Raw genomic sequence first — 12,286 nt, forward strand, 5'->3', positions numbered from 1 at the left:
CAGGCGCCGATCGCCGGGACCGGCCCGGGATTGCACCAGGACCAAGACCAAGAAACCAAAAAATCAACAGGAAACACAAGGAGATCGCAATGACAGACCGCACCGCCGTCCGGCCCTGGCTCCGCCGGACAGTCCTCGCCCTTCCGCTCGCCATGCTCGGCGCCGCAGCGCTTTTCGCCACCCCGGCGGCGGCGCAGACCAAGTATCCGGAGAAGACGATCCGGATCATCGTCCCGTTCGCCGCCGGCGGCGCCAGCGACGCCCTCGCCCGCCTCGTCGGCCAGAAGATGCAGGAGGCCTGGGGCCAGCCGGTGGTGGTCGAGAACAAGCCGGGCGCCGGCGGCAACATCGGCGCCGACTTCGTCGCCAAGTCCGACCCCGACGGCTACACGCTGCTGCTCTCGGCGGCCGGATTCATGTCGGTCAATCCGTGGGTCTATCCGAACCTGTCCTACAATCCGGCCGAGTTCACGCCGCTGACGCTGCTGGTGAAGGCGCCCCTGCTTCTGGTGGTGAAGCCGGACCTTCCGGTCAAGGATATCAAGGAGTTCGTCGCCTACGTGAAGGCCAACCCCGGCAAGGTGAACGTCGGCAACGGCGGCAACGGCACCGCCCAGCACATGGGCGGCGTCTACCTCGCGGGCGAGGCCAAGCTCGACCTGGCGCACGTCCCCTACAAGGGCTCGGCGCCGGCCACAACCGACCTCCTCGCCGGCATCACCGATGCCCAGTTCGACAACATGGTCACGCTCGTTCCCTACGTGAAGCAGGGCAAGCTGAAGGCGCTCGCCGTCTCCTCTTTGGTGCGCTCGGGCGCGCTGCCGGAGGTGCCGACCATCGCCGAGACCATCCTGCCCGGCTTCGAGACCGGGACCTGGTACGGCATCGTCGGTCCGGCCGGCATCCCGGCCCCGGTGGCGGACAAGATCTCCACCGAGCTGCGCCGCATCGTGGCGCTGCCGGAGATCAAGGAGAAGCTCGCCGCCATGGGCCTGGAGCCGGACGGCATGAGCGGCGCCCAGTACGGCGCCTTCATCAAGTCCGAACTCGCCAAGTACGAGAAGATCGTCAAGGCCTCCGGCCTGAAGATCCAGTGATGCCAGCCTCCGGCGCGGCGGGGGAGCGGGCGCTCGCCCGCTTCCTGAGCGTCGCCGACATGGAGCGGGCGGCGGCGCGCCGCCTCCCGCGCCTCGTTCACGCCTTCGTCTCGGGCGGCGTCGAGGACGAGGTGACGCTGCGCGCCAACCGCGCCGCGTTCGATCGCCTGATGCTGCGCCCGCGCGGCTTTGCGGGCGTGTCCAACATCCGCCAGGAGGTGGAACTGTGGGGGCGGCGCTATGCGTCCCCCATCGGTATCGCGCCCATGGGCGTCGCCGCCATCTGCCGCCGCGACTGCGACCTGGAACTCGCCCGCGCCGCCCGCGCGGCCGGCATGCCCTTCATCCTCAGCGGCGTCTCCACCTTTCCGCTGGAGGACCTGGAGCGGCAGGTGCCGGGCACCTGGTACCAAGGCTACCTGCCGGGCGACACGGACCGGCTCGGCCGCATCCTCGCCCGGCTGGAGCGCGCCGGCATCGAGGTGCTGGTGGTGACCTGCGACACGCCGGTGGCGGGCAACCGCGAGAACAACATCCGCAACGGCTTTTCCATTCCATTCCGGCCTTCGCTGCGGCTGGCGCTCGACGGCCTCGCCCATCCCCGCTGGCTCATCGAGGTGCTGGCGCGCACTCTCGCCACGTCCGGCGTGCCGCGCTTCGCCAACCTCTACGAGGAGGTGGGGCCGGCGATCACCACCGAGCCCAAGCAGGGCTTCCGCGGCGGCCGCGACCTCTTCACCTGGGAGCACATGGCCTGGATCCGCGCGCGCTGGGCTGGGCGGCTCGTGGTGAAGGGCATCCTCCACCCGGCCGATGCCCACGCGGCGGTGGCCTGCGGCGCGGACGGCATCATCGTGTCGAACCATGGCGGGCGTCAGCTCGATGGCGCCGTGCCGTCGATCCTCGCCCTGGCGGACGTGGTGAAGAGCGTGCCCGCGGCATTTCCGGTGATGATCGACAGCGGCTTCCGGCGCGGCACCGATGTCATCAAGGCGCTCGCGCTCGGTGCGCGGCTCGTGTTCCTGGGCCGGCCCTTCCTCTACGGCGCGGCGGTCGCGGGCGCGGCGGGCGCGCTCAGGGTCCACGAAATCCTGCGGTCCGAGATCGCCCGCGACCTCGCGCTGCTCGGCGTCAGGGACGTCCGCAGCCTCGACGAATCTGTGCTGGCCCCGGTGGCTCCGTCCCCGTAACGGCGGAGGTCAGGCCCCCACGCCGTTCGCCCCGTAGCGCGCCGCGAGCTGGTCGGTCGCCCGCGCCAGCAGGCCCATGTCGACGCCCACGGCGATGAACACCGCGCCCGCCTCCAGGTAGCGGTCGATGAGATGCGGTTCGGTGGTGAGCACGCCGGCCGGCTTGCCGGCAGCGCGGATGCGGCGGATGGCGTCGCACACCATCTCCACCACCTCCGGATGGGACGGCGCGCCCAGATGGCCGATGCTGGCGGCAAGGTCCGCCGGGCCGATGAAGATGCCGTCCACGCCATCGACGGCGGCGATATTCTCCAGGTCGTCGATCGCGGTCTTTGTCTCCACCTGCACCAGCAGGCACAGCTCCTGCGCGGCGCGCGCGGGATAGTCCTTCACGCGCCCGAAGCGCGTCGCGCGGGAGGTGCCGCCGACGCCGCGGATGCCCTCGGGCGGGTAGCGCGTGGCCGCCACCGCGTGCTCGGCCTCGGCCCGGTTCTGGACGTAGGGCAGCAGCAGCGTCTGCGCGCCGATGTCGAGATAGCGCTTGATGAGCACCGGGTCGTTCCAGGCCGGCCGGACCACGGGCGCGGTCGCGTAGGGCGCCACCGCCTGGAGTTGGCCGAGCACGGTGTCGATCTCGTTGGGGGAATGCTCGGTGTCGAGCAGCAGCCAGTCGAAGCCGGCACCGGCCACCACTTCTGCCGCATAGGGATTGGAGAGGGTGCACCACAGGCCGACCTGCCGCTTGCCTGCGGCGATGGCATGCTTGAAGGGGTTCGACGGCAGGTCCATGGCGCGCTTCCTGTCAGCTCTCTGGCTCTCCCGCCCATGGGAGGCGCGTAGGTCTTGAAGACAAGGTCGAGCCGCGGCAAATTCCACCATATGGAAAAAACCGCTGACACGGCTCCCGCCGCCGGTCTCGAACGCGAGCCGCGCAGCGCCGGCCGGGCGCCGACCAGGACCGTCACCGGCGCGCAGAGCATTCACCGCGCGTTCGGGGTGCTGCGCCTGCTGGCCAATGCCGGTGCCGGCGGCATGCGCCTCACCGAGATCGCCCAGGATCTCGGCCTCACCCCGCCGACCGCCTACCGCATCCTCCAGGTGCTGATGGAGGAGGGCGCGGTCGAGCGCCTGCGCGCGGAGCGGCGCTACGTGGTCGGCGCCGAGGTGGCGCTGCTCGGCCTCTCGATCCGCTCGCGCGTGGGCTTGCAGGAGATCGCCGAGCCGATCCTCACGCGCCTGTGCGGCGAGGTGGGGGACGCCGTGTTCCTCACCGTCCGCTCGGGCTTCGATTCCGTGTGCGCGGACCGGCGCATCGGCACCTATCCGGTGCAGGTGCTGTCGATCGGCGTCGGCTCGCGCCGCCCACTCGGGGTCAGCGTCGGCGGCATGGCGATCCTGTCCGCTCTGCCGGCCGCGAAGGCGAGCGCGATCCTCGCCGCCAATGCCGCGCGGTTCGAGCCCTACAACACCACGCTGGAGACGCTTGCCGCGCGCCTCGCCAAGGCGCGGGAGCAGGGCTTCGTCTATGCCGATCCGGCGATCGTGCGCAGCACCCGGGCGCTGGCCTTTCCGGTTCATGATGCGGTGGGCAATCCGGCGTGCGCGATCAGCACCATCGCCATCCGCCGGCGCCTGCCGGCGAGCCGCATCGGCCCGCTGGTCACCCTGTTCCGCCGCGGCGCCGCGGAACTGTCGGAGGCGCTCGCCGCCATGGCCCGCCGGCGCTGACGCCGCTCAGGTCTCTTCCTCGAACGCGGCGTCGCGCAGGCGGGAGGCGCGCGGCATCGCCATCACCACCAGCAGGCCGGCCGCGAGCAGCAGCAGCGCCAGGGACACGGGCTGGGTGAAGAACACGCTCGCATCGCCCCCGGAGATGGTCAGCGCGCGTCGCAAGTTCTCCTCCATCAGCGGGCCGAGGACGAAGCCGAGCAGCAGCGGAGCCGGCTCGCACTGGAGCTTGGCGAGCACGTAGCCGAGCACCCCGAACGCCGCCATCACATAGACCAGAGCGGTCGAGTTCGAGACGCTGTAGACGCCGATGGCGCACAAGACGAGGATGGCCGGATAGAGCACCCGGTAGGGGATCCTCAGCATCTGCACCCACACGCCCACCAGCGGCAGATTGAGGATGACCAGCAGCAGGTTGCCGATCCACATGCTGGCGATCAGCCCCCAGAACAGGCTGGGATTGGCGTTCATCACCTGCGGGCCGGGCTGGATGTTGTGGATGATGAGCGCGCCGATCATCATCGCCATCACTGCGTTGGAGGGCAGGCCCAGCGTGAGCATGGGGATGAACGAGGTCTGCGCTCCGGCATTGTTGGCGCTCTCCGGCCCCGCGACGCCCTCGATGGCGCCCTTGCCGAAGCGCGAGGGATCGCGCGCGATGCGCTTCTCCAGCATGTAGCTCGCGAACGATCCGAGGATGGCGCCGCCGCCGGGCAGGATGCCGAGGATGGCGCCGAGCCCGGTGCCGCGCACCACCGCCGGCCAGGCGGCACGGAAATCCTCCCGCGAGAGCAGGAACGATCCCTTGCCGCCGAGCGTCACGGCGGCGCGCGCCTCGTCCTTGCGCTCCAGGTTCGAGATCACCTCGGCGATGCCGAACAGGCCCATGGCGACGGCGACGAAATCGAGGCCGTCGAACAGATCGGAGATGCCGAAGGTGAAGCGCAGCACGCCGCTGTTCACATCCGTGCCGACGAGGCCGAGCACCAGCCCGAGCACCACCATGGCCACCGCCTTCAGCACCGAGCCGTGCGCCAGCACCACGGCGGCGATGAGGCCGAGCACCATGAGCGAGAAGTATTCCGGCGCGCCGAAGCCGAGCGCCAGCTCGGACAGGGCCGGGGCGAAGCCGGCGATGGCCAGCGTGCCCACCGTGCCGGCGAAGAACGAGCCGAGCGCCGCCACCACCAGCGCCTCGCGGGCGCGGCCCTGCCGGGCCATCTGGTAGCCGTCGATGGCGGTGACGACGGAACTGGTCTCGCCCGGCAGGTTCACCAGGATGGCCGTGGTGGAGCCGCCATATTGCGCGCCGTAATAGATGCCGGCGAGCAGGATGAGCGCCGTCGTGGGATCGAGCCCGAAGGTCAGCGGCATCAGCATGGAGATGGTGGCCACCGGCCCGAGGCCCGGCAGCACGCCGATGGCCGTGCCGAGCACGGTGCCGAGCAGGCAGTAAGCGAGGTTCTGCAGGCTGAGGGCGACCGAGAAGCCCAGCGCCAGATTGTCGAGAAAGCTCATGACGGGTCCAGCCTTGGCTCGTGCGGCGCCGGCGCATTCACGCGGCGAAGGCCGGCCAGAGCGGCACCGGCAGGCCGAGCAGGTAATAGAACAGGAACGAGGCCGCGGCCCCGAGCACCAGAGCCATGACGAGGCTCTCCATGACCGACTGGCCGGAGCGCGCCGCACGGCTCACCAGCACCATGAGCGCCACGGACGCGAACAGGCCGAGCGTGTCGAGGCCGAAGCCGAACACGCCCACGGCGGCGGTGACGAGCAGCAGCGGGCGCCAGGAGAGGCCGACGGCCGCCGCCACCTTGTCCCTCACCGCGACCAGCGCGATGGCGATGCCGAGCGCCACCAGCAGCCCGGAGAGCAGCATGGGGAAGACGCCGGGACCGAGATGCGCCGGCGTGCCGATGCCGTAGCCGCGGGACAAAAGGAAAACCGCCACGCCGACGGCCACGAAGAAGAGGCCGGCGAGGACATCTCTCACGTTCGCCACCATGGGGCTTCCTTCCACGTCCGAAGAGTGAGGCGGGACCGGCGGTGCAGCACCGATCCCGCCTCTTTCGGGGCGGCCGCTCCGGCTTGCGGTCCGGGCTCCGCCCACGCGATCACTCCGCCTTGATGTTGGCGTCCTTGATGACCTGGGTCCAGCGCGCGTCGAGCTTGGCGACGTAGGCGTGGAAGGCCTCGGGCTTCATGGCGCGCGCCTCCGAGCCCATGGTGGCGAAGCGCTCGACCACCTCGGGCTCGGCCAGGATCTTGGCCAGGGCGTCGGCGAGCGCGTTCACCACCGCGGCCGGGGTCTTGGCGGGCGCGAACAGCCCGGTGAAGGTGGTGGCCTCGAAGTCGGCAAAGCCGGCCTCCTGGAAGGTCGGGACGTCGGGAAGCTGGGGCACGCGGGTGGCGGAGGTCACCGCCAGCGCCCGGGTCTTTCCGTCCTTGACGTAGGGCAGGGCGACCGAGACCTGGTCGAAGTTGAACTGGACCCGCCCGGCGAGCACGTCCGTGGTGGCGGGGGCGTTGCCCTTGTAGTGCACGGTGGTCCACTTGGCGCCAGCCAGCTTCTGCAGCAGCTCGCTCGCGAGGTGGTTGGTGGTGCCGGCGCCCGGCGAGGCCATGATGAGCTTGGGGTCGCTCGTCTTCGCCAGGGCGATGAAGTCCGCCACCGTCTTCGCCGGGACCGACGGGTAGACCTGCAGCACCATGGGGGTGAAGGAGATGGAGCTGATGGTCTCGAAATCCTTCGACCACACATAGGGCGTGCGGCCGAAGATGATGGGGCTGAACAGCAGCGGTCCGTTGGCCGCGACGAACAAGGTGTAGCCGTCCGGCGCGGCGCGGGCCACGGTCTCGCCCGCGATCATGCCGCCGGCGCCGGGCTTGTTCTCCACCACGAACGGCTTGCCGAAGGCGTCCTGGAGCTTGGCGGCGATGATGCGCGCTGCGCCGTCCACGTTGCCGCCGGGCGGGTAGGGCACCACGAGGCGGACGGTCTTGTCGGGCCAGCTCTGCGCCACGGCCGGGGCGGCCACCGCCACCGCGAGCGTCGCCACCGCGCAGGCGCGGATGAGATGTCGAAGCATGATCTCCCTCCCTTGTTCGGCTCTCTGCGGTCGCTCGCCCATGCCGGGCCGGCGGCGCGCGGATGCGTCCTTGCTTAAGCCGCACTTAGGCCCTCGGTGGCAGGGCGGCAATCGGCGCCTGCGGGAACTTCCATATAATGGAAAGCGGAACGGCGATGAGATGGGCAGGACGACTGACCCAAGGCCTCGGGGCGGTGGGCAGGGCCGTGAGCCGACCGTCTACTTCCAAATGATGGAAGTTTCCGCCGCTCCGGCTTGCCGCGCCCGCCGCGCGGACCTATGGCCGGATGCAGTTGTCCAAGTGCGGGTACGTCCATGCAGATCCGGCCGGAAGAGCTCGGAGCGGAGGAATCCTACAAGCTGCTGACCGGGATCGTGGTGCCGCGGCCCATCGCCTGGATCACCACCTTGTCGGCGACCGGCTCGGTGAACCTCGCGCCCTTCAGCGCCTTCACTTTCGTGTCCCCCAAGCCCCCCATGCTGGCGGTGAGCATCGGTCACAAGGCGGGGGTCTACAAGGACACCGCCGTCAACATCCTGCGCACCGAGGAATATGTGGTGCACATCGCCGACCAGCCGCTCACCGGCGCGGTGCACGGCAGCGCGGTCGAGCACCCGCCTCATGTCAGCGAGGCGGAGGTGCTGGGTCTCGAAACCCTGCCGAGCGAGAAGGTGGCGCCGCCGCGCCTCGCCGCCGCGCCGATCGCCCTGGAATGCAAGTTCCGCCACTGCATGGAGTTCGGTGAGACCAGGAGCCGGCTGATCGTCGGCGAGGTGGTGCTGATCCATCTGCGCGAGGGCCTCGTCCGCGCCGGCAAGATCGACACGCGCGCCCTCAATCCCATCTGCCGCATTGCCGGGCCGAACTACGCCACTTTGGGCGAGATCGTCACCCTCGCCGCGATCGGCCAGACCCCGAAATCCTGACGCGGGCGGAAGGAAGACCCGATGAAACTCGCCAGCTATTCCGCCGCCGGAACGCCCGGCTACGGCATCGTGACGCCGGCCGGCGTGATCGACCTCGCCCGGCGGCTGCCCGATTGCCCGACCCTGCTCGACCTGATCCGCACGGACGGCCTGGAGCGCGCCCGCGCTGCCGCGGCCGGCGCGGTGCCCGACTTCGCCCTCGCCGATGTGGTGCTGGAGCCGCCGGTGATCGCGCCGCAGAAAATCTGGTGCATCGGCGTGAACTACGCCGACCGCAACGCCGAATACAAGGACGGCTCCGAGGCGCCCAAGTATCCGAGCCTATTCGTGCGCTGCGCCACCTCCTTCGTGGGCCACGGCGTGCCGGTGGAGCGCCCCTTCGTCTCCACCCAGCTCGACTATGAGGGCGAGATCGCCTTCGTGATCGGCAAGAGCGGCCGTCATATCTCCCGCGAGGCTGCGGCAGGCCATATCTTCGGCCTCACACTGGCCAATGAGGGGACGATCCGCGACTGGCTGCGCCACGGCAAGTTCAACGTCACCCAGGGCAAGAACTTCGACCGCTCCGGCAGCATGGGGCCTTGGATCGTCACCACCGACGAGCTCGACCCTCTCGCCACGCTGGAACTCACCACGCGGGTGAACGGCGAGGTGCGCCAGCACGACACCACCGACCGGCTGATGTTCCCGTTCGACGCGATCATCGCCTATCTCTCCACCTTCGCGACCCTGATGCCGGGCGACGTGGTGCTCACCGGCACGCCCACCGGAGCCGGCGTACGCTTCGATCCGCCGCGCTGGCTCGTTCCCGGCGACGTGGTGGAGATCGAGGTTCCGGGCATCGGCACCCTCGCCAACGGCGTCGTCGACGAGGTGCGCCCATGACCTCCGCCGCAACCCGCCCGGCGCTCACCCTCGCCTGCTCCGACATCGCCGCCGCCGCCCGGCGCCTCGATGTGGCGGAGGAGACGCGGGTCCAGATCCGCCAGTTCAGCCTCGACTGGCCGCAGATCACCATCCCCGACGCCTATGCCATCCAGCACGCCTGGATGGAGCTGAAGGCGTCCCAGGGCCGCATAGTGCGCGGCCACAAGATCGGCCTCACCTCCAAGGCCATGCAGGCGGCAGTGAAGATCGCCGAGCCGGACTATGGCGTGCTGCTGGACGACATGTTCGTGCCCGAGGGCGGCACGGTCCGCTTCGACGCGCTGATCCAGCCGCGCATCGAGATGGAGCTGGCCTTCGTCCTGAAAAGCCGGCTCGCCGGCCGCGGCTGCACCGTCTTCGACGTGCTCAACGCCACCGATTTCGTTGTGCCCGCCATCGAGATTCTCGACGCGCGCATCCAGCGGGTCGACCCCGAGACCGGCGCCACCCGCAAGGTATTCGACACCATCGCCGACAACGCCGCCAATTGCGGCATCGTCACCGGCGGCCGTCCGGTCCGTCCGCTCGACGTGGACCTGCGCTGGGTGGCCGGCCTGCTCTACCGCAACGGCGAGATCGAGGAGACCGGCGTTTCCGCCGGCGTGCTCAACCATCCGGCCAACGGCGTCGCCTGGCTGGTGGACCGCCTCGCCGCGTTCGACGTGGCGCTGGAGCCCGGGCACGTGGTGCTTGCCGGCTCGTTCATCCGCCCCGTGGACGTGCGCAAGGGCGACACCTTCCATGCCGACTACGGCCCGCTCGGCCAGGTCACCTGCCATTTCGCGTGAGGCTTCCATGGCACGCACTTCGATCTATGTGGACGCCTTCGGCCACGCCAACCCCATCCCCGCCGCGGCGCGGGTGGGCAACATCCTCACCTCCGGCATCGTCTACGGGCTTGACCCCGCGACCGGAAAGGTGGCGCCGACGCTCGAACAGCAGTGCGCGCTGATGTTCGCGCACATGCGCACCATCGTGGAGGCGGGCGGCGGCACGGTGGACGACATCGTCAAGATCACCGTGTGGATGGTGGACCGCGCCAACCGCGCGCCGCTCAACACGGAATGGCTCGCCATGTTCCCCGATCCCGCGCGCCGGCCGGCGCGGCAGGCCATGCAGGCCGTGGAGCTGGGCAACGGCATGCTGATCCAGCTCGATTTCATGGCGGTGATCGGCGCCTGAGGCGCCATCCGCGCAAGGAGGCTTTGGTGCCCGACTATCTTCCGTTCGATCCCAATCCGCGCCCGCCTCACACGCCGCCGCCCGCCGATGCGTGCGACAGCCAGTTCCACGTGTTCGGCGATCCCGCGCGCTATCCGGTGCGCCCCGGCGCGGTCTACGAGATGCCGACCGCGACCATCGCGGCCGGGCTCCACATGCACCGCACGCTGGGCATCACCCGCGGCGTGATCGTGCAGGCGACCACCTACGGCCCCGACCACAGCGTCGTGGTGGACGCCCTGAAGGCGGCCGGCCCGAACTATCGCGGCTGCGCCAATGCGGCGGTGTTCACGGCTGCGAGCGATGACGCGCTGGCCGACCTCGATGCCGCCGGCATCCGCGGCGCGCGCTTCTCCCGCCAGGGCCTCGGGCCGAGCCTCTCCGAGGCGGAGTTCACGGCCGCCTTGGCGAAGACGCGGGAACTCGGCTGGTACGTGAAGGTGCAGCCGGAGGCCTCGGGCGTCGCCGCGCAGATCGCGCCGTTCGAGAACCTCGATGTCCCGGTGGTGATCGACCACATGGGCCGCCCCGACGTCGCCCGCGGCCTTGAGGACCCGAGCGTCCTCAAGGTGCTGGAGCTGCTCCGGCGCGGCAATTTCTACGTCATGCTCTCGCTCGGCGAGAAGATCTCCAAGGCCGGTCCGCCCTGGGCGGACCTCATCCCCGTCGCCCGCGCCTATATCGAGGCGGCGCCCGACCGGATCATCTGGGGCAGCGACTGGCCGCACCCGGTGTCCGTGAAGCAGCCGCCCAACGAGGGCGCCCTGCTGGAACTACTGTACAGCTTCACGCAGTCCGAGGGCGAGCGCAGGAAGATCCTGGTGGAGAACCCGGCCCGGCTGTTCGGCTTCCCGGCCTGAGCCGGCGCCGCTCTTCTGCCGCAGCGTCATCTGGCAAAGCGCCGCGACCGATCGGCGCGGCTTGCGCTTGAGGCCGCACTGGCGTCAATCTCGCTGGCGGGGCAGGGCGTCGCGTAGAAGAGTCGGTCATGCCGTTTCGGGACTACAAGCCGCGCCGCGTTGCGGCGCGCCGTGCGTGGGTCGTGGCGGCGGTCGCATTGGCCTGGACCGCGCTGGCCGGCACGCTCGCCCATGGACAGCCTGCGCCGGCCGACACCGTGCGGCTGCAGATCGTCGGCGGCCTTGCCCGCGTGACCCAGTTCACCGACTTCGAGCAGCCGTTCTGGAAGAAGGAGATCACCGAGCGCTCGGGCGGGCGTATCGTCGCGGACATCACGCCGCTCGACGGCGGCGGTCTGCGCGGGCAGGAGATGCTCCAGCTCATGCGGCTCGGCGTCGTGCCCTTCGGCAGCGCGCTGCTGGCGGTGGTCGCAGGCGACGAGCCGGAACTCAACGCGGTCGACCTTCCCGTGCTGAGCCCCGACATGCCGACATTGCGCCGCACCGTCGAGGCCTACCGGGGGCACCTCGCGACCGTGCTGCGCGAGCGCTACGACATCGAGCTGCTGGGGATCTACGTGTATCCGGCCCAGGTGCTGTTCTGCAAAGCGCCGTTCTCCAGCCTGGACGACATGAGGGGGCGCAGGATTCGTACCTCCTCGGTCGGCCAGTCAAGCCTGATGACGGCGCTCGGCGCCATACCCGTCGTTCTGCCCTTCGCGGAGACGGTGCAGGCGCTGCGCGACAATGTGGTCGACTGCGCCGTGACCGGCACCCTCAGCGGCTACGAGATCGGCCTGCCGGACGTGACCAGCCATGTTCATGGCATGGCGATCAGCTGGGGCTTGTCGTTCTTCGGCGCCAATATCTCAGCCTGGCAGGCGCTGCCGGAAGACCTCAGGCAGATCATCCGCACCGGTGTCGCCCAGCTTGAGCAAAGGATCTGGGCTCAGGCCGACATCGACACCGGACGCGGCATTGCCTGCAACACGGGCGCGGCGACCTGCGGCGACCCGCCGGCTCGCCCGATGACCCTGGTACCGGCATCGCCGGCGGATGAAGCGCGTCGGCACCGGCTGATCGAGGAATTCGTGCTGCCGCAGTGGGTTGATCGCTGCGGGGCGGCTTGCGCGGCCGCCTGGAATGCCTACCTTGCCAAGGTGCACTCAGTGCGTGTCAAGTCCGAGTGAGTTTGCGTTTCCCGGTTC

At 69.9% G+C, this 12,286-nt stretch carries 13 protein-coding genes; 9 read left to right on the top strand and 4 right to left on the bottom strand.

The window, feature by feature from the left end:
* The first annotated feature begins 89 nt into the window (after positions 1 to 89).
* Positions 90 to 1,097 carry a Bug family tripartite tricarboxylate transporter substrate binding protein gene (locus D9R14_RS19845; protein ID WP_210210882.1) on the top strand — a complete coding sequence of 336 codons (1,008 nt, stop codon included), beginning with the start codon at positions 90 to 92 and terminating at the stop codon, positions 1,095 to 1,097.
* Positions 1,097 to 2,287 (top strand): alpha-hydroxy acid oxidase, encoded by a 1,191-nt coding sequence (locus D9R14_RS19850; RefSeq protein ID WP_121625093.1) that lies wholly within the window; start codon positions 1,097 to 1,099, stop codon positions 2,285 to 2,287. The genes D9R14_RS19845 and D9R14_RS19850 overlap by 1 nt, the downstream gene beginning before the upstream one ends.
* A gap of 9 nt (positions 2,288 to 2,296) precedes the next feature.
* Here the strand turns inward: D9R14_RS19850 and hpaI are convergent, their stop codons facing one another.
* The gene (gene hpaI, locus D9R14_RS19855) at positions 2,297 to 3,076 is read right to left on the bottom strand and encodes a 4-hydroxy-2-oxoheptanedioate aldolase (RefSeq protein ID WP_121625094.1); all 780 of its coding nucleotides are present in this window, start codon (positions 3,074 to 3,076) and stop codon (positions 2,297 to 2,299) included.
* Between the two features lie 90 nt (positions 3,077 to 3,166).
* On the opposite strand from hpaI, the gene D9R14_RS19860 reads away from it, so the two are divergent.
* A complete protein-coding gene (locus tag D9R14_RS19860) occupies positions 3,167 to 4,015 on the top strand; it encodes an IclR family transcriptional regulator (protein ID WP_121625095.1) in 849 nt (282 codons plus the stop codon).
* Between the two features lie 6 nt (positions 4,016 to 4,021).
* Here D9R14_RS19860 and D9R14_RS19865 read toward each other — a convergent pair whose 3' ends face one another.
* The 3 genes from D9R14_RS19865 to D9R14_RS19875 all read right to left on the bottom strand — a co-directional run bounded on the left by D9R14_RS19865 (position 4,022) and on the right by D9R14_RS19875 (position 7,104).
* Positions 4,022 to 5,533, bottom strand: coding sequence for a tripartite tricarboxylate transporter permease (locus tag D9R14_RS19865; RefSeq protein WP_121625096.1), 1,512 nt, complete (start codon positions 5,531 to 5,533; stop codon positions 4,022 to 4,024).
* 37 nt (positions 5,534 to 5,570) lie between these two features.
* A complete protein-coding gene (locus D9R14_RS19870) occupies positions 5,571 to 6,020 on the bottom strand; it encodes a tripartite tricarboxylate transporter TctB family protein (protein ID WP_121625097.1) in 450 nt (149 codons plus the stop codon).
* A gap of 109 nt (positions 6,021 to 6,129) precedes the next feature.
* Complete coding sequence (locus tag D9R14_RS19875) at positions 6,130 to 7,104, bottom strand: Bug family tripartite tricarboxylate transporter substrate binding protein (protein ID WP_121625098.1); 975 nt, start codon at positions 7,102 to 7,104, stop codon at positions 6,130 to 6,132.
* 315 nt (positions 7,105 to 7,419) lie between these two features.
* On the opposite strand from D9R14_RS19875, the gene D9R14_RS19880 reads away from it, so the two are divergent.
* The 6 genes from D9R14_RS19880 (at position 7,420) to D9R14_RS19905 (ending at position 12,268) form a co-directional block, all read left to right on the top strand.
* Positions 7,420 to 8,031, top strand: coding sequence for a flavin reductase family protein (locus tag D9R14_RS19880; RefSeq protein ID WP_121625099.1), 612 nt, complete (start codon positions 7,420 to 7,422; stop codon positions 8,029 to 8,031).
* Positions 8,032 to 8,052: 21 nt separating this feature from the next.
* Complete coding sequence (locus D9R14_RS19885) at positions 8,053 to 8,916, top strand: fumarylacetoacetate hydrolase family protein (protein ID WP_121625100.1); 864 nt, start codon at positions 8,053 to 8,055, stop codon at positions 8,914 to 8,916.
* Positions 8,913 to 9,746, top strand: coding sequence for a 2-oxo-hept-4-ene-1,7-dioate hydratase (hpaH, locus tag D9R14_RS19890; RefSeq protein ID WP_121625101.1), 834 nt, complete (start codon positions 8,913 to 8,915; stop codon positions 9,744 to 9,746). Before D9R14_RS19885 ends, hpaH begins: the two co-directional genes overlap by 4 nt.
* A 7-nt stretch (positions 9,747 to 9,753) precedes the next feature.
* Positions 9,754 to 10,140, top strand: coding sequence for a RidA family protein (locus tag D9R14_RS19895; RefSeq protein WP_121625102.1), 387 nt, complete (start codon positions 9,754 to 9,756; stop codon positions 10,138 to 10,140).
* Between the two features lie 26 nt (positions 10,141 to 10,166).
* The gene (locus tag D9R14_RS19900; RefSeq protein WP_121625129.1) at positions 10,167 to 11,039 is read left to right on the top strand and encodes an amidohydrolase family protein; all 873 of its coding nucleotides are present in this window, start codon (positions 10,167 to 10,169) and stop codon (positions 11,037 to 11,039) included.
* A 128-nt stretch (positions 11,040 to 11,167) separates the two neighbouring features.
* Positions 11,168 to 12,268 carry a TRAP transporter substrate-binding protein gene (locus D9R14_RS19905; protein ID WP_121625103.1) on the top strand — a complete coding sequence of 367 codons (1,101 nt, stop codon included), beginning with the start codon at positions 11,168 to 11,170 and terminating at the stop codon, positions 12,266 to 12,268.
* Positions 12,269 to 12,286 lie beyond the last annotated feature (18 nt).

Source organism: Xanthobacter tagetidis, from assembly GCF_003667445.1.
Taxonomy (GTDB): Bacteria; Pseudomonadota; Alphaproteobacteria; order Rhizobiales; family Xanthobacteraceae; genus Xanthobacter; species Xanthobacter tagetidis.